This is a genomic window from Streptomyces sp. NPDC050534 (genome assembly GCF_044457745.1).
Classification (GTDB): Bacteria; Actinomycetota; Actinomycetes; order Streptomycetales; family Streptomycetaceae; genus Streptomyces.
In genome coordinates this window covers 1,057,401-1,076,738 of sequence record NZ_JBITHF010000002.1, presented here as the reverse complement: position 1 = coordinate 1,076,738, position 19,338 = coordinate 1,057,401, and the positions used below count along the sequence as shown (strand labels likewise).

The window sequence follows — 19,338 nt, the reverse complement described above, 5'->3', positions numbered from 1 at the left end:
CTTATCCAAAACTGCTCTGTCGGCCGAAGGCCGCCGTCCTGGCGGAACCTCATGCGCCGGGCCGCATCCACGCCATCGTGAAGCAGGTGGGCACGTCCAGGGCGACGGCCGTCCTGCGGTACTCCCGCGGCGAGCGGCCCACGATGTCCCGGAACGTGCGGCTGAAGGTGCCCGGGCTGCCGAAGCCGACCTCGAAGCAGATGTCCGTGACGCTGCGGTCGCTCTCCCGCAGCAGGAACATCGCCCGCTCCACGCGCCGTCGCTGCAGATAGCGGTGCGGCGTCTCCCCGAACGTGGCCCGGAAGGTGCGCGCGAAGTGGGCCGGGGAGACGTGCGCGATCCGGGCCAGGGCCGGCACGTCCAGCGGCTGCGCGTAGGCGCGGTCCATCGCGTCCCGGGCCCGGAGCATGCGGCGATTGGTCTCTTCGGAGGCGCGGCTCACCGGGCCATCACACCATGGCCGGGCCGGGAGAGCCGTCGTGGGACCTCAGCGGTGGAGGTGAGCCAGGCACCCTTCGTCCACCGGGTAGGGGCGTTCATCGGACAGGAGCCGCCGTGCCACGTCCAGATCTCCGTCCTGTACGTGCGCGTGGACGGTGCGGGCGAGCGAGGTGACGTCGGTGATGGAGACGGCCCACTCGTCGGCGTAGAGCCGCGCCGCCTCTCCGGCGAGCCCGAGCTGCAGCGACCGATGGGGCAGCGGCCGGCGGTGCAGGTCGCGTTCGGGGTCCCATTGCACCCGGGCCGGAGCCCGCTTCAACTGGCGCTTCCAGGTGGCCTGGTCGGCGTGCAGCCCGCGCTCGTAGTGGGACAGAAAGGCGTGCCGCAGCGCCCACTCGAATCCGGCACGGGAGATCTCGACGGCGAGAACGGTCGCCTGCCCCTCCTCGGTGCCCCACCCGCACCGGTACATCATCCACAGGAACGACGGTTTGATCCATGTCAAGCCGCGTCCACAGCCCCATGCTTGGTTGCACTACCGACCGGAACCGCTCGCCGGAGTCCTTGTCAGCGGGGAGTCCTGCCCGCCCAGGTCGATGCGGAATGGCGGGTACTCATCGGTCATCAGCGCGGCATAGGCAGCCACCCGTGCGACCCAGCGGGCCAGGCCTAGCAGGAAGTCGAAAAGGTGAACCGGGTAACGGGCGGTGAACGCCAGGATGATCACGGCGACCAGGGAGAGGAAGGGGATCAGACCGCCGTAACGCCAACTGTCCCCACTCCCTTCCGCCCAGCCACCGACGAACATCCCGACGACGATGTACTGCGGGATCGCCAGCAGCCACCACTTCACCAGGACCAGGCCGCGGGAGAGGCGCTCGGGATAGGCGACGTCGAAGTGCGCTGGATAGTCGGGCACATCCGCGAGGGTGAACGGCGGGTACCGGTCGGTGCCGAGCACGGTGTGGGCGTAATAGCTGACACGCCAGTTCCAGCGTAGTACGCCGACATTGAAGTCGAAGAGGGACCGGGGGAAGCGGCCGGTGAACAGGATGGCGAAGAACGCGACGACGGTCACGAACACGAACGCAATCCACAGGAAGAAGAGCACGATGTAGTGCGGGACGGCGAGGAGCCACTTCACCAGCCACAGCCATCTGGACAGCCCGGGATCGACAGACGCCTCGATACGTACAGTGGACGCGGTAACAGGAATCATGTGGACCAACTCCTTTCGAGCGTCCCCGCCCGGCCGCCATCCGACCGTGCACGCACCCGAACGGGCAGGCGGCAAGGCGGTCGCCTGATCATGAATTCAGGCTGACACGCGAGGTGGAAGGCCGCGACTCGGGCGGGTGCGCTTGCCCCGGAAAGAACAGCGGCCAGGGGCGTCATTGCCACCAGCCAAACGAGCCTGGCAACGGCATCCTTGCTCGTCATCGACAGGGCACGGCTGGGAGATCCATGTCAAGCCGCGCTCATGTCCCTTTTGGGAACCGGGTCAACCGTTTTGGAACCGGCTCGACACCGGGAAGGGCGCAGAGCGACCAAGGCGTGGTGGCTCATGCTCACAGACCATTTGACCCATGTTCGGCTGTGCGCGAACCGGCTCGAAGCCAACTGTTTGGCCTCGCGCTTCACCGCTTGGACTCGATCCAGGTTTCTGTTCGTTTCTGTTCGCCGAGTGGACGACTCAGTCGGCGCCGTCGGCCCTCACGCCGCTCTCGATACCGAGGGCCTGGCGCATCTGCTGCTGCATGACAGCCAGTTGGCTCCACGACTGGTCGACTCCTGCCGCGAAGGCGCTCAGTTCGTCCTGGTCGTACGGCGTGGTCGCAGCTGTGCGCTTGAGCAGTCCGTAGCCCGTGTTCAGCCGGTGACCAGCAGTTGTGGCTGCCGCCAGCATGTCAGGTACCACCATCTCGGCCTCTGCACAGCTGTCCCGTTGAGCAATGGGACTGGCTTCGAGCTGCTCCAGGCACAGGTCGACACCCGTGTCCCTCCGCAGCGCGTGCAGGAGGTTGACCTGGGCGGTCATGTACTGCCGTGAGGCCGTGTTCAGCGCTGTGTAACAGCACCGGAGCAGCACGACGAGCGCCTCGGCCTTCTGCTCTGCGCGCTCTGCCTGCCGACGCTCCTCGGCGTGCTCGCGCTCCTCACGTCTCTGAGCGCGCGCTGCTTCCAGCTCCATCCGGCCTTGGGAAGTGCGCTCACAAGGGCTCAAGGCCTGCTCTCCGCGGACCGTACCGCTCCTCACAGGAGGCTTTCGTCCCGAACGATCCACCCCGCACCCAACTCGCGACGCAGCACATCCAATCTGCTGAGCGCCTGCTGCTTGAACCGTTGGAGCTCCTGGTCGGACCACGGTGACGGATCCGGCGGATAGTCCCAGTCGATCGACGACTGGTACCACTCGCTCAACCTGGCCAGCTCGGCCCGTGTCTCCGGACTGATCGGCAGGCGCGCCAGATCACAGGGGTAGCCGTACGGGCTGTCCATGTCTTCCGGCCACAGCGGGGTGTCCACGCCGGCCTCGAAGAAGAACCGCAGATGGTGGATCATGCCGCACCTTCTCATGGACCTGCCCGTTCCCATCTGGTCAGCCGTGTCCACCAGACCGCACCAGCAGCGTGTTTGAGGTCTGTGAACGCGCCTTGATGACCCATGTCATCCGATCCCGCCTCCACGCTTCGGGGAAACGGCCCTCGCGGGCGGCAGGCAGGCCGATCTCCGGTGCGTACGCCTGGTAGACGGTGACGGTGGAGTCCGTGTGCCGGGCTCGGATCTGGTACTTCGGTTCTGCCACGGGACCAGGGTGGGCTCAGTGATGCGAGCGCGCCATCGAATTACCGCAGCCTGCCGCGGCCTGCCGCGCGGCACCGGTCCCTCACTTGGGCTGCTCCGGCGTCGGCGGCAGTGGATCGAGCACCGGGTTGGTCAGGTGCTGGTAGATGATCGAGGTGCGGAAGCCGACGATCTCGCGCCGGTTGGTGAACTGGTCCAGGAGGAAGGCGTGGAGGTGGTCGATGTCCTGGGCCGTGACGTGGACGAGGAAGTCGTCGTTGCCGGCCATCGTGTAGACGGAGACGACTTCCGGCAGCTCGGTCACCGACTTCTCGAAGGCGGCGACGACATCCCGGCGCAAGGGCCGGATCTGGGTGGCCACCATCGCCTGGACCGAGCGGTTGAGCGCGCGCAGGGAGACCTGGGCCTTGTAGCCCTGGATGATGCCGCGCCGGTGCAGAAGCCGTGTGCGTTCGAGGCAGGTGGAGGGCGCGATGCCGAGCCTCTCGGCAAGGGCACGGTTGGAGAGCCGACCGTCCACCTGCAGATGACGCACGATCGCCGAATCAACTTCGTCCATGACTACCTCCACGCCGCGTGTGCCGAATTGAATTCGGTGCAGAGCCGTTCAGGCCGTGCATCAATCTAGCTTCGCCGACATGAGCCAAGCATTTGCGCACGAAGAGGTCGTCGTCCGCCGCGGCAGCCGCTCAGGGCTGCCGCTGATCGTCGCGATCCACTCCCGGACGCTGGGGCCGGCGGTCGGCGGGTGCCGGTTGCGCCGCTACGACACCTGGCAGGACGGGCTGGCGGACGCGCTGCGCCTGTCGGAGGCCATGACCTACAAGGCCGCGGTGGCCGGTCTCGACTTCGGCGGCGGCAAGACGGTGATCGCCCTCGGCAAGGACACCGAACTCACGGCGGACCTGCGCCGGGCCGCGCTCGAAGACCTGGGCGAGCTCATCGCCTCCCTGCAGGGCTCGTACCGGACCGGCCCCGACATCGGCACCGGCCCGGACGACATGGTGGTCCTCCGGCGGTTCTCGCCCTACGCGCACTGCGCCCCCGTGGAGCACGGCGGGACCGGCGACTCCGGCGGCCCCACCGCCACCGGTGTCCTGGCCGCCCTGCACGCAGGCGCCCGCCACGTGTTCGGCGACGCCTCCTGCACCGGTCGCACGGTGGTCGTCAGCGGCTTCGGCTCGGTCGGCAGCGGCGTCGCGGCCGGCCTGGCCGCCGACGGCGCGCACGTCGTGGTGTCGGACGTGGACCCCCTCCGCAAGAAGGCCGCGTCGGCGAGCGGGTACCGATGGGTCGAGCCCGGCCACGCACTGTCCGCACCGGCCGACATCTTCGTCCCGGCGGCCGTCGGCGGCGTCCTCAGCAAGGCGACCGTGCCCCGGCTCGCCGCACCGCTGGTCGTCGGACCGGCCAACAACCAGCTCACCGAGGAGTCCGTCGCCGACGCCCTCGCCGAGCACGGCGTCGTCTGGATCCCGGACTACGTGGCCAGTGCCGGCGGCATCGTCTACGCCCTCAGCCGCGAATCGGAGCACTACGGCCACGAGGCCGCCCAGAAGCGGGTGGAGGGGATCGGCGCCACCGTCAGCCACATCCTGGACCTGGCCCGTTCGAACGGGGTGACCCCGCAGCGGGCGGCCCGGCAGATCGCCGAGGCGCGGCTGGTGTCCGCCGCGTCGTAGGTCTTCGCCGACGTGGGCGCGTCGGAGACGTGCTTCCTCTGCGCCGGATCATTCGTCGGCGTCCTGGATCCACGGCAGAGATCCGGCCGATGCAGCGGTGTGGGTGCGCGCGATACGGAAGCCCACGTCGTCGATCCGGAAGGTGGGGTGGCTGCGCCGCCGCACCGAGGCCCGGCAGCTCCAGTGCTCGTCGGCCCATCCGCCGCCACGGAGCACCCGATAGGTGCCGTACACCTCGGCGTCGTAGACGTCCCAGCACCAGTCCCACACGTTGCCGAGCATGTCGTACAGGCCCCAGGCGTTGGGCTGCCTGCCTCCGACAGGGTGGCTCCGCCCGCCCGAGTTGCCCTGGTACCAGGCGACTTCGTCCAGCGGGCCGTAGCGCGGGCCGGTGGTGTCCGCACGACAGGCGTGTTCCCACTCGGCCTCGGTCGGCAGCCGGTACCCGTCCGCGGAGGTGTCCCAGTCGGCCGTCTCAGCGCCGTCATCAGGGTGACCAGCACCGTCGTGAAGGTGATAGGCGGGCGTCAGCCCGTCCTGCCGGGACAGCGCGTTGCAGAACCGGACCGCGTCCCACCACGAGACGCCCTCGACGGGCAGCCGGTCGCCTCGGGCGCTGCTCGGCTGCCGACCGGTGACCTGTGCGTACACCCGCTGCGTGAGGGGGAACGCCGAGATCTGGAACGGTGCGACCTCGACATGCCAACTGCTCCGCGTCCGCCGGTCCGACAGCGTCACCCGTCCCGGCGGAATGGCGACCAACTCGTTTCCTGCCCCCGTGTCCACAACCGCCACCCTAGTGGCGTCTTTGCCCGCACCGATCTTCCCGAAAGGGCTTTGGCGAGACGGCGGGGGCCGCCGGCGCTGCAGTTCGGCCGCGACGGAACCGCCGTCAGCGCAGGCCGGCCAGGTCACCGCCCGGCAGATGGATCCAGCCCTCCTGCCGCGCTGCCGCGCGCTCGTCCGCCGTGTCCGGCCGGCGGGTGCCGCCGAGCTGTGCCGCGCGGGCGACCAGCGCGCAGACCAGGGCGTCGAGGTGGTCGTGGCTGTCGAGACAGGTCGCGCGCACCTGCTCGGGCAGGGGCAGCCCAAGGCCCTCCTCCACCGAGCTGACCACGTACTCGCGCACCTCGCGCGATTCGGGCCCGGCGTTCTTGTAGCTGCGCCCCGGGCGGATCCCCCACAGCCTCAGCGCGGCGGCCGGGTACACCTCGGCGATGAGGCCCGAACCGTCCCGTGGCACCGGGACGTCCGCTGCCGCGAGGGCGTCGAGGAGACGGGCCGCGCGCAGGGCCACGACCCCCAGCAGATCGGTGGACACCGACAGCGGAGGACGCATCGCGGTGGCCTTCCAGGTGAGGTCGTCGGTCATCCGGAACCGCAGCGGGTCCAGGCCCGCTCGTCCGTCCGCGCGCGCCTCGAACCGGGCCGGCGGCGGCAGCCGTACGCCCTGGTGGTGGGCGACGACCGTGGCCACGAAGCTGGAGGGCCAGCCGAGCGGGCAGTCCAGGCCGGTCTTGTCGGCGGCCCGGATCAGCACCGACAGGTCCTCGTCGGTCGGCGGCACGACGAACTCCGCCGTCACGGCGCCCTCGTCCGGCCACTCCATCCGGCACACGGCGGTCCGCCGTGCGCTCGCGGCCAGATCGATCCCGACCGTCACCGCCGGCCGGCGCCGATGCCCCGCGCCCGGGTCCTCCCCCGGCCCGCCGGCCCGGCTCACGGCCTCCCCCTCCGCCGGCGAAGTCAGCTCGCCGGAACCGTCTCGGGCTCCCCCGTGCCCTCGACGCCGTCCGCCGCGGCCTGGGCCTTGGCGCCGGAGCCGGCGGCCGTCTTGATCGCCACCTCGGTCAGGGCCTCGGGCCAGCCGTTCGCCGGAGCCAGGGCCACGGCGCGCCACCAGGGCTCGGTCGGCACGGTCTCGGCGGTGGGCTCGAAGGGCTCGCCGGGCCGGGGCACGGCGATGCGGGAGCCGGTCGCACGGGCGGCCGCGACGGTGCCCTCGCCGGGCTCCGCCCACGCGTGCGTGGCCAGGTTGAAGGTGGCCCAGTGGATCGGCATCATCACGCCGTGCGGCTCGCCGCCCTGCAGGTCGAGGTGGGCGCGCATGCCCTCCTCCGGCGTCATGTGGATGTCGGGCCAGAAGTCGGAGTACGCGCCGATCTGGATCATCGTGGCGTCGAAGGGGCCGTGCTCGGCGCCGATGGCCTTGAAGCCGTCGAAGTACCCGGTGTCGCCGCTGTGGAAGATCCGGTGCTCGGGGCCGGCGACGGACCAGGAGGCCCACAGGGTGTGCTGCGTGTTGCGCAGGCCGCGGCCGCAGAAGTGGCGGGCCGGGGTGGCGGTCAGGGTGAGGCCGCCGACCTTGGTCGCCTCGTGCCAGTCCAGCTCGCGCAGCCGGTCGGCGGAGATGCCCCAGCGCTCGAGGTGGGCCCCGACGCCCAGGGGCACCGCGAACAGCGTGTCCGTGCCGGCCAGCGCCTTGATGGTGGGCAGGTCGAGGTGGTCGTAGTGGTCGTGCGAGATGACGACGACGTCGACGGGGCCGAGTGCGGCGAGCGGCAGCGGCGCCGGGTGCAGCCGCTTGGGCCCGACGAAGTTGAAGGGGGAGCAGCGCTCGCCCCACACGGGGTCGAAGAGCACCCGCTGTCCGTCGATCTCGGCGAGCACGCTGGAATGGCCCATCCAGGTCAGCCGCAGCCCGGTGGCGGGCGGCCGGGCGATGTCGGCGAGCGTGGTCGGGTGCACGGGGATGGTGCCTTCGGGGGAGCGCCGGGGGCGCTCGTCCTTGTCGAAGAAGACCTTCGCGAAGTCCACCGTCGAGCCGGAGGGCCGGGTCCGGGCGGTACCGCCGGGATTCTGGAAGACACCGTCCTTGAAGTGCGGCGATCTGCGGATACGCGCGAGGCGCTCACCGCTCGGATCCGCGCCGAAGGCCTCGGGCCGCAGCGCACGGAGCCCGGAGCTCAGGGAACGGAAACCGGACACGGTACCTCCAGGTGGAGTGGGTGAGGCATTCCATTATGGTCGGCGCCTCCGACAACACCCGTGTCATGCGGGCGCCGCGGGCACTTTCCAAGGAAAGCCCAAAGAACCAGGTCTCAGGTCAACCCCGGAGCGTCGGCGCCCATTCCTGTCGCCTCCTGTTGCCGTCCGTCATCTGCTCCCGTTGCCCTGCCGCCATGTGCATGCTCGCAAAAAGCGTGGGAACGGGACCGCCCCGCGCAGCCGCCCCCTACTGACGATCGGTTCAGCACGTTGACAGAGCCTGCTCCCGCTCCAATACTGACTCACGGTTCAGTAACGTCTGCCGGTGAGCATCCCCCGAGGCCTGATGGAGGCACCATGTCCGACCTCCCCACCGAGCTGGTCCCGCCGAGCGACGAGCAGCGCGACATCGTGGAACTGGCGCGTGCGACCGGCTTCACGCTGCCCGAGGAGCACGGCGGGGGCGGCTCCACCGACGTCTTCCACTCACGGCAGTCCCGGATCGGGCAGTGGACGCGCGACGCGGAGCTGGAGGAGATCGAGGAAGGCACCTCGGACGTCGTGCGGCTCGTCATCGCCCGGAGCCTGTGATGGCACACGATGTCCGGCGCCCGGAGGCGGCTCCCGCGGCGGACGGGATCCTCAGCGGCGGCCGGACCCTCGTACGCGCCCTCGCCGGCCACGGCGTCACACAGGTCTTCGGCATCCCCGGCACCCACAACCTGGAGATCTACCGGCACCTGACGGCCTACGGCATACGGCATGTGACGCCCCGTCATGAACAGGGCGCCGGATACGCCGCCGACGGGTACGCGCGCGTGACGGGACGGCCCGGCGTCGTTCTGACGACGACGGGGCCTGCCCTGCTGAACGCCGCCGCGGCCGTCGGGCAGGCGTACTCCGACAGCGTGCCGCTGCTCGTCGTCTCGCCGGGGATGCCGCTGCGCCATCCGCGCCTGTCCACGGGCCTGCTGCACGAGATGCGCAGCCAGACCGAGGCGCTGCGCGGCGTGGCCGCCTTCAGCCATCGCGTCTCCTCGGTCGCCGAGATCGAGACGGCCTTGGCGCGCGCCTTCACCCTGTTCCGCGCCGGCCGGCCGCGGCCCGCGCACATCGAGATCCCGCTGGACCTCCTGGATGCGACCGAGGCGCTCGGCCCCGTCCGGCTCGCCCCGCCGCTCCCCCGCGCGACACCCGACCCGCATGCCGTACGGCGTGCCGCCCGGACCCTCACCGCGGCACGGCGTCCGGCGCTGCTGCTCGGCGGCGGCGCACGCGACGCCGGCAGCGCCTGCCTCTCCCTCGCCGAACGGCTGGCCGCGCCGGTCGTCACCACCGCCAACGGCAAGGGCATCGTCCCGGAGACGCACCCGCTCTCGCTCGGGGTCGCACTGCACAGCCCCGGCGTGCAGAAATGGCTCACCGCGCGGGACGTCGTGATCGCCGTGGGCACGGAACTGGCCGAGTCCGACTTCTGGTCACCGCCGCCCGCGCTCGACGGCACCCTGGTGCGGATCGACATCGACGCGGCCCAGATGTACGGCGAGACACCGGCGGACCTCGCCCTCGTAGGAGACGCGCGTACGACCGTGAAGGCGCTGCTCGCCGAGATCCCGGCGGCTCGGCAAGACGGCCACCACGCGCGCGTGCCCGCCGAAGTCGCCGCCCTCCGCGGCGCCCGCGACGCCGGGACCGCCGCCCGCGACGCCCGCTGGATCCCGTATCTGAAGGCGATCCGCTCCGTCCTCGCCGACGACGCGATCATCACCTCCGACAGCGCACAGTGCTGCTACTACGGCGCACTCCCCCACCTCCCGCTGAGCCCGCACGGCCGCTTCCTCCACCCCACCGGCTTCGGCACCCTCGGCTACGCGCTGCCCGCCGCGATCGGCGCCAGGACCGCCGCACCCGACCGGCAGGTCCTGGCGCTCAGCGGGGATGGCGGGCTGCAGTTCACGGTGCAGGAACTGGCGACCGCGGTACAGCTGCAACTCCCGTTGCCCATAGTGGTGTTCGACAACGGCGGGTACGGCGAGATCCGCGCCGAGATGGCGGCGCGCGGCGACACACCCACCGCGGTGGACTTCCCGCCGGTCGACCTGCCGGCCCTGGCCCGCGCCTACGGCGGGCACGGCACGCGCGCGTGCACCGCCGATGAGCTGAGCCGTGCCGTCGCCGAGGCCCTGGACACGCCCGGCCCCACCCTGATCACCGTTCCCGAGGAGACCTCATGACCACCCCCCTGATGTCGCTCACCTGGACCGATCACCTCACCGGGCGCCAGGGCTTCCTGGTCGTCGACCGGCTGGTGCGCGGCGTCTCCAGCGGCGGTCTGCGCATGCGCGAGGGCTGCACCCTCGACGAGGTCACCGGGCTGGCCCGCGGGATGACCATGAAGGAGGCGCTGCACTACAACCCCGAGGGCCGCTACATCCCCCTCGGCGGCGCCAAGGGCGGCATCGACTGCGACCCCCAGGACCCGCGGGCGTACCCCCTCCTGGTGCGCTACCTGCGCGCCATGAAGCCGTACATCGAGCGTTTCTGGACCACCGGCGAGGACCTCGGCCTCAGCCAGGACCTGGTGGACCGGGCCGCCGCCGAAGCCGGGCTCGTGTCGTCCGTCCAGGCCGTCTATCCGCTGCTCGACGACGAGCCGACCGCGAGACGGCGGCTCACGGACGCGTTCGCGGTCGAGGTGGACGGCATCGGGCTGGACGAGCTGGTCGGCGGCTGCGGGGTCGCCGAAGCGGCGCTGGCGGCCCTGGACCGGGCGGGCGTGCCGCACGCGGGAACGCGGTTCGCCGTGCAGGGACTTGGCACCATGGGCGGGGCAACGGCCCGCTTCCTCACGCGCGCGGGCCTCACCGTGGTGGCCGTCGCCGACATCAAGGGCACCATCGCCAATCCGGCGGGCCTCGACGTCGAGGCGCTGCTGGCCGCACGGGACGCCTACGGCACCGTGGACCGCGCGGCGCTGCGCCCCGGCGACCGTGAACTGCCCGGCGACGCCTGGCTGTCGGCCGACGCGGAGGTGCTGGTGCCGGCGGCGGTCTCGTACGCGATCGACACCGCCAGCCAGGAACACGTCACCGCCCGCTGGATCGTCGAGGCCGCCAACATGCCCGTCCTGCCCGAGGCGGAGGAGCTGCTGGCCGCGCGCGGCGTGACCGTGCTGCCCGACGTGGTCGTCAACTCCGGTACCAACGCGTGGTGGTGGTGGACCCTGTTCGGTGACATCGGTCCCCACGCGGACGAGGCGTTCGCGCACACCCGCCGCTCGATGCGCACCCTGGTGGATCAGATGCTGGCCCGCGCGGAGACCGACGGCACCACCCCGCGCGCGGCCGCGCACGCCATCGTCGCCGACCGCCTGCCGGTGATCGCCGAACGCTTCGGGTGGTACCGGTGACGGCGGTCCCGCCACCGCTCGCGGACGAGTTGTCCGCCACCGCCGTAGCCCTCGCCCCGCTGACGCACGCACGCGCGCGTGCACTAGCGCCATACCCTGCCGGGAATTGAGACGACAGGCCGGCCACCGCAGAGTCGAAGGCATACGCAGCTCACCCCGCATGAGGAGCAGGCATGCCCGCCATCGACGCACACGACCTCGCCCACCGCTACATCGCCCTGTGGAACGAACCCGACCCGGAGACCCGCCGCAAGACCGTGCACGGCCTGTGGGCGGAGGACGGACAGCACATCCTCCTGCCGCCGCAGCAGATGCACGAGCAGGCGGTGGGTCTCGGCTTCACCAGCGCCGCCCTGGAGGCCAGGGGCCACGACGAGCTGCACGCGCGCGTGACGCGTGCGTACGAGGAGTTCGTGGCACCCGGCACCTATGTCTTCCGCGTCCAGGAGGAGGCCCGTCAGCTGCGGGACGTGATCACGTTCCGCTGGGAGGCCTTTCACCGTGAGGAGGGCCAAGTGACCGGAGGCGGCCGGGACTTCCTCGTCCTGGACGAGACCGGCCGCATCCGTCTCGACTACCAGTTCCCGGACTGACCGCACCGGCCTCCACGAGGTTGTCGGGGGCGATGGCGTCCGGCGTCGCTAGGGTCGGGGGTCATGACCGTTCAACTGTGCGTTCTACTGTGGGCGCGGCCGGGTGCCGCCGAGGCGCTGGCCGCCTACGAGGACAAGGTGCTGGCCCTGCTGGGCGACCACGACGGCCGGCTGGTGCGGCGCGCCCGGGCCGACGGGGCCGACGGCCGGCCGGACGAGATCCAGCTCATCGAGTTCGCCTCGCAGGCCGGCTACGACGGCTACATGGCCGACGCGCGGCGCACCGCACTGGCCGCCGAGCGCGACGCGGCGGTCGCACGGACCGATCTGTACCCGGTCGAACTCGCCAAGTGACGGTCAGGCCCGGCGCCGCACGCGGTAACGGAATAGGGTGACCGCGTGGCGAGAGTGCGGTTGAGCGTGGCCGAGCGGCGTGAGGAGCTGCTGCGGGCAGCCATCGAGCAGATCGAGGCGCGGGGCGTGGCGGCGGTCAGGATCGCCGACGTGGCCTCCGCACTCGGCGTCAGCAACGCGCTGGTGCTGTACCACTTCTCGACGAAGGAGAAGCTGGTCGCCGCCGCGTTCACGTTCGCGGCCGAGGACGACCTCGCCCAGCTGCGCAAACTGCTCGGCCGCCGGACCACGGCGCTGCGGCGGCTGCGCTCGGCGGTGCGCTGGTACGCGCCGACGGGCCAGGCCAAGGGCTGGCGGCTGTGGATCGAGGGCTGGGCGGCGGCGCTGCGCGAGACCGCACTGCAGGACGTCACGCGCGATCTCGACAAGCAGTGGAAGGCCGCGCTTGCCGAGGTGATCGCCGAGGGCGTCGCCGCGGGCGAGTTCCGCTGCCCGGACCCGCACGGCGCGGCTCTGCGCCTGACGGCCCTGCTCGACGGGCTGGCCGTGCAGATGACGTCGTACGCCGGTGCGGTCTCCCGCACGCGGGCGCAGGAGTGGGTGGACGATGCCCTGGCGCGCGAACTGGGCCTGGAGCGCAAGGCGTTGACCGCGTCCGAGCGCTGAGCCCCCGCTCGGGGCGGGGGCTCACACCGTGCTTCGTGCGGGACCCGGGCGGTCTCAAGCCACCTTGGAGATCCGCATCTTGATGTCGTCCGGCGACAGCGTGCCCTTGGCGGTGACGTGGTCCCCGGAGGACTCGCCGCGCAGCCGGCGGCCGATCCAGGGCACCAGGTACTCGCGCGCCCAGTGCACGTCGTCCCGCCGGATCTCGAGGGTGCCGCGGTGCGGGAGCGGCGGCCAGGGCTGGTCCGGGTCGGCCGGGACCGGAAGACCGAGGACCTGCCCGGCGCGCAGCGCCACGCGCGTGTGCCCCTCGGCCGAGAGGTGGAGCCGGTCGCCGTCCCAGGCCCGGCGGTCCTGCACGGTCTTCAGGGACCACAGGTCGAGCACCGGACAGCCGTAGCGGTCCGCGATGGCCCGGACATGGCCGTTGTAGGTGGCGATCTTGCCGCGCAGGTGCTTGAGCACGGGGACGCCCCGGGTGTCGAACCCGGTCGTCACCATGACGGTTCCTGCGACCTCGGTGAGCCGGACGACGGCCCGCTCGAAGCGCTCGGCGACCTCGTCGGGGTCGGTGCCTGGCCGGATGATGTCGTTGCCGCCCGCGCAGAAGGAGACCAGGTCCGGCTTCAGGGCGATCGCCTGGGGCACCTGGTCCGCCACGATCTGGTCGAGCAGCTTCCCGCGCACCGCCAGGTTCGTGTAGCCGAAGTCGCCCTCGGGTCGGCGGTCCGCAAGGAGCACCGCGAAACGGTCGGCCCAGCCGACGAACGCCCCGTCGGGGCCGGGGTCGCCGACGCCCTCGGTGAAGCTGTCCCCCACCGCAACGTACGACCCGATCACTGCTCTGCTGTCACTCTTCGAATCGTCTGCCACATCGACCGATGATCCACCTTGGAATGTGACCTACGCGACCGTAAGAAAGCGTCAGAAGGGGTTGACGGGCGGTGAGATAAGACACTTCTAAAGTGTTCGCCAAGCTCGGAATAACCACCTGTCCGGCGCTGTTGCCGTCTCAACTGCCGTACTTGTGCGTGGACATACCGAAGGCCGGACCCGGGGATCGAGGGTCCGGCCTTCGGTGGCGTGTCAGGCAGGTTGGCGCGAGGGGGTTCAGCCGACGGTGACGCCCTTCGAGCGGAGGTAGGAGACCGGGTCCACGTCGGAGCCGTAGTTCGGCGTGGTGCGGATCTCGAAGTGCAGGTGCGGGCCGGTCACGTTGCCGGTGGCGCCGGAGAGGCCGAGCTGCTGGCCCGCCGTGACGGCCTGGCCGGCCGAGACGGATATCTGCGACAGGTGGCCGTACTGGGCGTAGTAGCCGTCGGCGAGCCTGACGACGACCTGGTTGCCGTACGCGCCGCCCCAGCCGGCGGAGACGACCGTGCCCGTGCCGACCGCCTTGACGGTGGTGCCGGTCGGGACGACGAAGTCGACGCCGGTGTGGTAGCCGCTGGACCACATGCTGCCGGCCACCTTGTAGCCGGTGCCGATGGAGGAGCTGTTCACCGGGAGGGTGAAGCCGCTGCCGGTGGTCTCGGAAGCCTGCGTAGCGGTGGTCTTCTTCACCGTCGACTTCTTCACCGTCGACTTCTTGACGGCCGACTTCTTGGCCGAGGCCTTCGGGGCGGCCGAGGACTTGGTGGCGTCCGGCGCGGCCTTCTTGCCGAGCGTGAGCTTCAGGCCCGGGTGGATCAGCGACGGGTCGTCGCCGACGGCCTGGCGGTTGTCCGAGTAGACCTTCTTCCAGCCACCGGCCACGTGCTGCTCATTGGCGATCTTCGAGAGATAGTCGCCGGCTCGTACCGCATAGGTCCGAACGCCGTTGTGATTCCCGGCACTCTTCTTCTCGGTGGCCTTCTTCTCGGCACCCGGAAGGGACTGGACGGCCTTTTGCGAAACCGACTGGGAAACGGAGTCCGCGGTGGCGGCGTGGGCGCCGGTGGCACCCATCAGCGGGAGCGCGAGTGCGGCGCCACCGGTACCGGCGACGGCGATGGTGCGGGTGAAGCGCAGGGACTTCGGACGGCGGTGCTTACCCTTCGCGGGCATGACGAATTCCTCTCCGGCGCCTACGAGGTGAGCTGTCGGGTGCGGGCTGGAGATGCCCGGCCGCGCGTTTGACGCGGCTTTACCCCAAGCCGTTCCGGGAACCGGAACAGGCGGTCATACCTGTGGGTCCCCCGCTCCTGCCGTTCACGGGTGAGTTGTGCGGGCACCGGGCGGCGGCAGGATTGGGCGTCCGTCCGGATCGGTGGCGAACGTAAGCGACGAGGACGCAAAGGGACAAGTGACGGTTCCCCGTGAAAGCGTTTCTGTTGATCCTTAATGGGAAACAGTGGTGACCCTGCGTGGATTAAGGGTGCGTCTTCCCGGTCGAATTCCCTTGTGAAGCATGCGAATTACGTGAACATGACGGACCACGTTCGGTCACGGATATGACGCTCCTCACGCACCTTCCCGCCAGGAGCCCTTATTCCGGAGCGAGTTACACCAATACCCCAATACGGACAACTCGCTCACATGCGGCGCAGACGGAAGACCGCCGCGTCGAGATCGCCCCGCAGTCCGGTGCGCAGTCCGTGGTGCAGGAGTACGGCGCCTCCGTGGATTTCGCCCGTTTCGAGGCATTCGTACGAGGCTGCCGGGTCGAGGCCCTTCAGGCGCAGCGCGGGCACGGGTTCGCCGTAGCTCTGCGCCTGGAGCCAGGCGAGGACGACCGCGTCACCCCCGTGCACGTACTGCACGGCGCTCAGGCCGCCCGCCGGCGGACGCAGCCGGTAGAGGTCGCCGTGCTGCACCAGAGGCCGGATCTCCTTGTAGAGGGCCACCCACTCCCCCGCCTCGGCCAGCTCCTCCTCGCTCCAGCGGGTGAGGTCGCCGCCGACCCCGAGCACGCCGGCCATGGAGCTGACGAACCGGAAGCGCAGCGAGCTGACGCGGCCGTTGAGCTGGGTGTTGGGGCTGTCGGTGACCCAGGCGGCCATCACGCGCGCGGGGTGGAGCTGGCTGAAGCCGTGCTGGACGGCGAGCCGGTCGAGCGGGTCGGTGTTGTCGGAGGTCCACACCTGGTCCGTACGGCTCATGATCCCGAGGTCGATGCGGCCGCCGCCGCCCGAGCACGACTCGAAGGCGACACCGGGGTGGGCCGCACGCAACCGGTCCAACAGCGCGTACAGGGCGTGCACATGGTCGGTCCACAGTCGCTGCGGATAGGGCTCGCCGGGCCAGCCCGCGTCGGTGAAGCAGCGATTGAAGTCCCACTTCACGTAGTCGATCGGGGCGCTGGACAGCAGCGCGTCGAGCTGCTGCCACAGGTACTCCTGGACGTCCTCACGCGCCAGGTTCAGCACGAGCTGGTTACGGAGTTCCGTCCGCTTTCGTCCCGGTTGGAACTGGACCCAGTCGGGGTGCTCGCGGTACAGGTCGCTGTCCGGGTTGACCATCTCGGGCTCGACCCAGATGCCGAACTGCATGCCGAGGGCGTGCACATACTCCGCGAGGGGCGTCAGCCCCTTCGGGAAGCGGTCCGGGTTGGGGGTCCAGTCGCCGAGTCCGGCCCGGTCGCTGGTGCGCCTGCCGAACCAGCCGTCGTCGACGACGAACAGCTCGACGCCGATCGCGGCGGCCCGCCGGGCGAGCGCCGACTGCTGCTCCTCGGAGATGTCGAACTCCGTGGCCTCCCAGGAGTTGAACAGGACCGGCCGGTCCTGGTCCGCGTCCGGGATCACGTACGCGCGCTGGTAGGCGTGCCAGGCGCGGCTCGCGCCGCCGAAGCCGCCGTCGCTCCACAGGCCCGCGAAGACGGGTGTCTCGTAGGACTCCCCCGCCTCCAGGCGCAGCAGCCCGGAGTCGTCGTATCCGGCGCCGCCGGTGATCTGCACGCGCGCGTCCGGCAGCTGCGCCACGGCGATCCGCCAGGAGCCCGACCAGCCCAGCGCGCAGCCGTAGACCTCGCCGCGGTCCTCGGTAGCGTCGGTGTCGAGGGCGACCCAGGGCAGGTGCTGGTGCCCGGTGTGGCCGCGGCGGCTGCCGATGACCTTCTCGCCGTAGGTGAGGGGCGAGGCGGCCAACCGGGACTCGGCGGCCCAGCGCCCGTGCAGCTGGGACAGCCGCCAGCCCTCACGCTCGGGCAGCGTCCACGTCGCCGCATCGGCGCGCAGCAGCTCCAGGGCGGGTCCCTCGTTGCCGAGGCTCACCCAGCGTTCTACGACGTCGTGCCGCATCCGGTAGTGCAGCGTGATCGTCAGGCCACCGTCGCGGAAGCGCAGCCGCAGCCCGCCGTCGCCGCCGTGCTCGCTCTCGTGGGCCTCGAAGTGCCACTCGGTGCCGCGCCGCTCGTCGGTGCGGACCGACAGGGCGGGGCGCACGAAGCGGGGGCCGCCCTCGACCGGGTACTCCTCGCGTCCGTCGAGCGGCGACTCGAAGGGCCAGTAGTCGGGCAGCGGACGCACGGCGAGGGCCTCGGCGTCGGCGAGCGTGATCTTCGGGCCCCAGTGCAGGTGCAGCAGTTCGTCGTCCTCGGTGAGGTGCACGGCATAACTGCTCGCCGGCCCACTGAGGAGCCACGTACGGCCGTTGTCGGCGATTTCCAGCATTCCAGCCCCCACACATCCGAACAGGTGCGCTCAATTGCCAACATCATTAGGGGTGGTGAGGCCTGGTCGCAACGCCTGTGGACAACTCATTGCCTCAGGAATCCATGTCGTATGGTCGACTGAGCGCCCGTCGACGAGTCGCGCCGTTCGGGTGGAGTGGGAGGAGCACCCGTGACGCAGCAGATGCCGTCGACCGAACCCGAACTCGCCGGTGTCCGCAATTTCCGTGACGTCGGTGGCCTCCCGACCGCGGACGGACGGCGGGTGCGGCACGGAGTGCTGTTCCGCAGCGGCCACCTCGCGCACGCGACCGACGAGGACGCCACCTTCCTGTCCTCGCTGGGCCTGCACACGATCTTCGACTTCCGCAACGCCGCGGACCAGAAGCTGGAGGGCCCGGACGTCGAGCTGCCGGGCGTGCGCAATGTGAACCTGCCGCTGACCGACCCGGCCGACGGCGCCGAGTTCTGGCAGATGGTCCGCGACGGCGAGATCGAGCAGCTGCGCGGCATCCTGGGCGACGGCCAGGCCGCAGGCCGGATGGTCTCCTCCTACCGCACGATCATCAGGGACCGCACCGCCGAGCACGCGCGCGTGCTGCGCTCACTCGCCGAGGACAGCGTGCCCGCACTGATGCACTGCGCGGCGGGCAAGGACCGTGCGGGTCTGTCCATCGCCGTGACGCTGCTCGCCCTGGGCGTCGAGCGCGAGGCGATCGTCACGGACTACCTGGAGTCCAACGCCAGGCACCGCCGCTACAAGGTGCACCGCAGCAGCTCCTCCAGCGCGGGCTACTCCCCCGAGGTCATGGAGCTGCTCAGCCCCCTGTTCGAGGCCCGCGCCGAGTATCTGGCGGCGGCCTTCGAGACGATCGAGCTGACCTGGGGCGACGTCGACACCTACCTGGAGCGGGGACTCGACCTCACCCCGGAGCTGCGCGCGGGCCTGCGCGAGCGGCTGCTGGACTGAGCCGGGCCACCCCGTCCCCCGCGGTGCCCTACTTCGCGCCGAGCTCGAACAGCAGGTAGACGAAGGCCGCGAAGAGGTGCCCCACCGCGATGTAGATGATCAGGCGCACCCACAGGCCGCGGGGGAACTTCTCCTCCATGTCGTTGTTGCTCATGTCATGTCTCCGGTGATCGGGCCCAGGCACAGCGTGGCCGTGGGACTCTGCAGCAAGGTGTGGACGAACAGGAGCTCGACCCCGTCGGGATCCTGGGAGGCGATCCGGTGCGGGGTCAGCGAGTCGAAGTGCGCGCTGTCACCGGGGCCGAGCACATGGGCGGTGTCCCCCAGGCGCAGCCGCAGCCGGCCCTTGAGGACGTACAGCCACTCCTCACCGGGGTGCACGCGCACGATGTCGCCCTGCGAGCCGTGCGGCACATGTACGCGCAGGGCCTGCATCCCGCGGCCGGGGGCGCCGGCCTGCCAGTAGGTCCAGCCGCCCGCGGCGGTCGGCTCCATGTCCCCGGCGCGCACGACGGCGTCCCGGTCCGCGACCGACTCGCCCAGCAACTCCGAGACGGTCGTACCGTAGATACGGGCAAGAGCGAGCAGCACCGGCAGCGAAGGCTGGCGCTGCCCGGTCTCCAGCCGGGAGAGATGGGCCGGCGACAGCCCGGCCGTGCGGGCCGCGGCCTCCAGGGTGAGGGAGGCACGGCGGCGCAGGGCGCGGAGCTGGGGTGCGACGGCGGGCAGGACTTCCTCCGGCCCGGCCGGGTCATCGCCCGGCGGCTCGGGCTCGGTCTCGGGAGAACTCATGCTCTCCATTCAGCCGCAGCTTTGCCTCTGCGGCAAATTTCTTGCCT

General features: G+C 70.8%; 22 protein-coding genes, 1 pseudogene and 1 riboswitch. Of the genes and pseudogenes, 8 read left to right on the top strand and 15 right to left on the bottom strand.

From position 1 onward, the window contains the following. Positions 1–49: 49 nt before the first annotated feature. From ACIBN2_RS10630 to ACIBN2_RS10600, 7 genes and pseudogenes are all read right to left on the bottom strand, one after another. A complete protein-coding gene (locus ACIBN2_RS10630; RefSeq protein ID WP_399133869.1) occupies positions 50–442 on the bottom strand; it encodes a helix-turn-helix domain-containing protein in 393 nt (130 codons plus the stop codon). 45 nt (positions 443–487) lie between these two features. Next, positions 488–958 (bottom strand): annotated as a pseudogene (locus tag ACIBN2_RS10625) (DUF4291 domain-containing protein); the annotation flags it as partial. Between the two features lie 18 nt (positions 959–976). Continuing rightward, positions 977–1,660, bottom strand: coding sequence for a DUF4389 domain-containing protein (locus ACIBN2_RS10620; protein ID WP_399133868.1), 684 nt, complete (start codon positions 1,658–1,660; stop codon positions 977–979). A 474-nt stretch (positions 1,661–2,134) separates the two neighbouring features. Beyond that, positions 2,135–2,632 carry a hypothetical protein gene (locus ACIBN2_RS10615; protein ID WP_399133867.1) on the bottom strand — a complete coding sequence of 166 codons (498 nt, stop codon included), beginning with the start codon at positions 2,630–2,632 and terminating at the stop codon, positions 2,135–2,137. Between the two features lie 62 nt (positions 2,633–2,694). Next, positions 2,695–3,003 carry a hypothetical protein gene (locus ACIBN2_RS10610; protein ID WP_399133866.1) on the bottom strand — a complete coding sequence of 103 codons (309 nt, stop codon included), beginning with the start codon at positions 3,001–3,003 and terminating at the stop codon, positions 2,695–2,697. 37 nt (positions 3,004–3,040) lie between these two features. After that, positions 3,041–3,247 (bottom strand): DUF4291 family protein, encoded by a 207-nt coding sequence (locus tag ACIBN2_RS10605; protein WP_399133865.1) that lies wholly within the window; start codon positions 3,245–3,247, stop codon positions 3,041–3,043. Positions 3,248–3,328: 81 nt separating this feature from the next. Continuing rightward, positions 3,329–3,805 carry an Lrp/AsnC family transcriptional regulator gene (locus ACIBN2_RS10600; protein WP_399133864.1) on the bottom strand — a complete coding sequence of 159 codons (477 nt, stop codon included), beginning with the start codon at positions 3,803–3,805 and terminating at the stop codon, positions 3,329–3,331. A 79-nt stretch (positions 3,806–3,884) separates the two neighbouring features. On the opposite strand from ACIBN2_RS10600, the gene ACIBN2_RS10595 reads away from it, so the two are divergent. Further along, the gene (locus tag ACIBN2_RS10595; RefSeq protein ID WP_399133863.1) at positions 3,885–4,928 is read left to right on the top strand and encodes a Glu/Leu/Phe/Val dehydrogenase dimerization domain-containing protein; all 1,044 of its coding nucleotides are present in this window, start codon (positions 3,885–3,887) and stop codon (positions 4,926–4,928) included. A gap of 48 nt (positions 4,929–4,976) precedes the next feature. Here the strand turns inward: ACIBN2_RS10595 and ACIBN2_RS10590 are convergent, their stop codons facing one another. The 3 genes from ACIBN2_RS10590 to ACIBN2_RS10580 all read right to left on the bottom strand — a co-directional run bounded on the left by ACIBN2_RS10590 (position 4,977) and on the right by ACIBN2_RS10580 (position 7,916). Further along, positions 4,977–5,714 carry a formylglycine-generating enzyme family protein gene (locus ACIBN2_RS10590; RefSeq protein WP_399133861.1) on the bottom strand — a complete coding sequence of 246 codons (738 nt, stop codon included), beginning with the start codon at positions 5,712–5,714 and terminating at the stop codon, positions 4,977–4,979. Between the two features lie 106 nt (positions 5,715–5,820). After that, entirely contained in the window at positions 5,821–6,651 is an 831-nt protein-coding gene (locus ACIBN2_RS10585) for a DUF429 domain-containing protein (RefSeq protein ID WP_399133860.1), read from the bottom strand. Between the two features lie 23 nt (positions 6,652–6,674). Next, a complete protein-coding gene (locus tag ACIBN2_RS10580) occupies positions 6,675–7,916 on the bottom strand; it encodes an MBL fold metallo-hydrolase (RefSeq protein ID WP_399133859.1) in 1,242 nt (413 codons plus the stop codon). A gap of 357 nt (positions 7,917–8,273) precedes the next feature. On the opposite strand from ACIBN2_RS10580, the gene ACIBN2_RS10575 reads away from it, so the two are divergent. The 6 genes from ACIBN2_RS10575 to ACIBN2_RS10550 all read left to right on the top strand — a co-directional run bounded on the left by ACIBN2_RS10575 (position 8,274) and on the right by ACIBN2_RS10550 (position 12,938). Next, positions 8,274–8,507 carry an acyl-CoA dehydrogenase family protein gene (locus ACIBN2_RS10575; RefSeq protein WP_399133858.1) on the top strand — a complete coding sequence of 78 codons (234 nt, stop codon included), beginning with the start codon at positions 8,274–8,276 and terminating at the stop codon, positions 8,505–8,507. Beyond that, the gene (locus ACIBN2_RS10570; protein WP_399133857.1) at positions 8,507–10,150 is read left to right on the top strand and encodes a thiamine pyrophosphate-binding protein; all 1,644 of its coding nucleotides are present in this window, start codon (positions 8,507–8,509) and stop codon (positions 10,148–10,150) included. Before ACIBN2_RS10575 ends, ACIBN2_RS10570 begins: the two co-directional genes overlap by 1 nt. Beyond that, on the top strand, positions 10,147–11,325 hold the full coding sequence (locus ACIBN2_RS10565) for a Glu/Leu/Phe/Val dehydrogenase dimerization domain-containing protein (RefSeq protein WP_399133856.1): 1,179 nt from the start codon (positions 10,147–10,149) through the stop codon (positions 11,323–11,325). The genes ACIBN2_RS10570 and ACIBN2_RS10565 overlap by 4 nt, the downstream gene beginning before the upstream one ends. 173 nt (positions 11,326–11,498) lie before the next feature. Further along, a complete protein-coding gene (locus ACIBN2_RS10560; protein WP_399133855.1) occupies positions 11,499–11,918 on the top strand; it encodes a hypothetical protein in 420 nt (139 codons plus the stop codon). 63 nt (positions 11,919–11,981) lie between these two features. Continuing rightward, entirely contained in the window at positions 11,982–12,272 is a 291-nt protein-coding gene (locus tag ACIBN2_RS10555) for a hypothetical protein (RefSeq protein WP_399133854.1), read from the top strand. Positions 12,273–12,317: 45 nt separating this feature from the next. After that, on the top strand, positions 12,318–12,938 hold the full coding sequence (locus ACIBN2_RS10550; RefSeq protein WP_399133853.1) for a TetR/AcrR family transcriptional regulator: 621 nt from the start codon (positions 12,318–12,320) through the stop codon (positions 12,936–12,938). A gap of 54 nt (positions 12,939–12,992) precedes the next feature. Here the strand turns inward: ACIBN2_RS10550 and ACIBN2_RS10545 are convergent, their stop codons facing one another. The 3 genes from ACIBN2_RS10545 to ACIBN2_RS10535 form a co-directional block, all read right to left on the bottom strand. Then, a complete protein-coding gene (locus ACIBN2_RS10545) occupies positions 12,993–13,778 on the bottom strand; it encodes an SGNH/GDSL hydrolase family protein (protein WP_399133981.1) in 786 nt (261 codons plus the stop codon). A gap of 270 nt (positions 13,779–14,048) precedes the next feature. After that, the gene (locus ACIBN2_RS10540) at positions 14,049–14,984 is read right to left on the bottom strand and encodes a peptidoglycan DD-metalloendopeptidase family protein (RefSeq protein ID WP_399133852.1); all 936 of its coding nucleotides are present in this window, start codon (positions 14,982–14,984) and stop codon (positions 14,049–14,051) included. Between the two features lie 4 nt (positions 14,985–14,988). Next, positions 14,989–15,147, bottom strand: a riboswitch (cyclic di-AMP (ydaO/yuaA leader). Positions 15,148–15,451: 304 nt separating this feature from the next. Next, the gene (locus ACIBN2_RS10535; protein ID WP_399133850.1) at positions 15,452–17,530 is read right to left on the bottom strand and encodes an alpha-galactosidase; all 2,079 of its coding nucleotides are present in this window, start codon (positions 17,528–17,530) and stop codon (positions 15,452–15,454) included. 171 nt (positions 17,531–17,701) lie between these two features. On the opposite strand from ACIBN2_RS10535, the gene ACIBN2_RS10530 reads away from it, so the two are divergent. Then, entirely contained in the window at positions 17,702–18,499 is a 798-nt protein-coding gene (locus tag ACIBN2_RS10530) for a tyrosine-protein phosphatase (RefSeq protein WP_399133848.1), read from the top strand. Positions 18,500–18,527: 28 nt separating this feature from the next. On the opposite strand, the gene ACIBN2_RS10525 is transcribed toward ACIBN2_RS10530, so the two are convergent. After that, positions 18,528–18,653: a DUF6126 family protein gene (locus ACIBN2_RS10525; RefSeq protein WP_399133846.1), complete on the bottom strand. Its 126-nt coding sequence runs from the start codon at positions 18,651–18,653 to the stop codon at positions 18,528–18,530. Beyond that, positions 18,650–19,291, bottom strand: coding sequence for a helix-turn-helix domain-containing protein (locus ACIBN2_RS10520; RefSeq protein ID WP_399133845.1), 642 nt, complete (start codon positions 19,289–19,291; stop codon positions 18,650–18,652). The genes ACIBN2_RS10525 and ACIBN2_RS10520 overlap by 4 nt, the downstream gene beginning before the upstream one ends. Positions 19,292–19,338 lie beyond the last annotated feature (47 nt).

Bases quoted from the DNA above. Each gene is read 5' to 3' on its own strand.
- ACIBN2_RS10555 (WP_399133854.1), top strand. From the start codon at position 11,982: ATGACCGTTCAACTGTGCGTTCTACTGTGGGCGCGGCCGGGTGCCGCC.
- ACIBN2_RS10560 (WP_399133855.1), top strand. From the start codon at position 11,499: ATGCCCGCCATCGACGCACACGACCTCGCCCACCGCTACATCGCCCTG.
- ACIBN2_RS10565 (WP_399133856.1), top strand. From the start codon at position 10,147: ATGACCACCCCCCTGATGTCGCTCACCTGGACCGATCACCTCACCGGG.
- ACIBN2_RS10600 (WP_399133864.1), bottom strand. From the start codon at position 3,805: ATGGACGAAGTTGATTCGGCGATCGTGCGTCATCTGCAGGTGGACGGT.
- ACIBN2_RS10535 (WP_399133850.1), bottom strand. From the start codon at position 17,530: ATGCTGGAAATCGCCGACAACGGCCGTACGTGGCTCCTCAGTGGGCCG.
- ACIBN2_RS10570 (WP_399133857.1), top strand. From the start codon at position 8,507: ATGGCACACGATGTCCGGCGCCCGGAGGCGGCTCCCGCGGCGGACGGG.
- ACIBN2_RS10525 (WP_399133846.1), bottom strand. From the start codon at position 18,653: ATGAGCAACAACGACATGGAGGAGAAGTTCCCCCGCGGCCTGTGGGTG.
- ACIBN2_RS10540 (WP_399133852.1), bottom strand. From the start codon at position 14,984: ATGCCCGCGAAGGGTAAGCACCGCCGTCCGAAGTCCCTGCGCTTCACC.
- ACIBN2_RS10520 (WP_399133845.1), bottom strand. From the start codon at position 19,291: ATGAGTTCTCCCGAGACCGAGCCCGAGCCGCCGGGCGATGACCCGGCC.
- ACIBN2_RS10610 (WP_399133866.1), bottom strand. From the start codon at position 3,003: ATGATCCACCATCTGCGGTTCTTCTTCGAGGCCGGCGTGGACACCCCG.
- ACIBN2_RS10595 (WP_399133863.1), top strand. From the start codon at position 3,885: ATGAGCCAAGCATTTGCGCACGAAGAGGTCGTCGTCCGCCGCGGCAGC.
- ACIBN2_RS10620 (WP_399133868.1), bottom strand. From the start codon at position 1,660: ATGATTCCTGTTACCGCGTCCACTGTACGTATCGAGGCGTCTGTCGAT.
- ACIBN2_RS10575 (WP_399133858.1), top strand. From the start codon at position 8,274: ATGTCCGACCTCCCCACCGAGCTGGTCCCGCCGAGCGACGAGCAGCGC.
- ACIBN2_RS10615 (WP_399133867.1), bottom strand. From the start codon at position 2,632: ATGGAGCTGGAAGCAGCGCGCGCTCAGAGACGTGAGGAGCGCGAGCAC.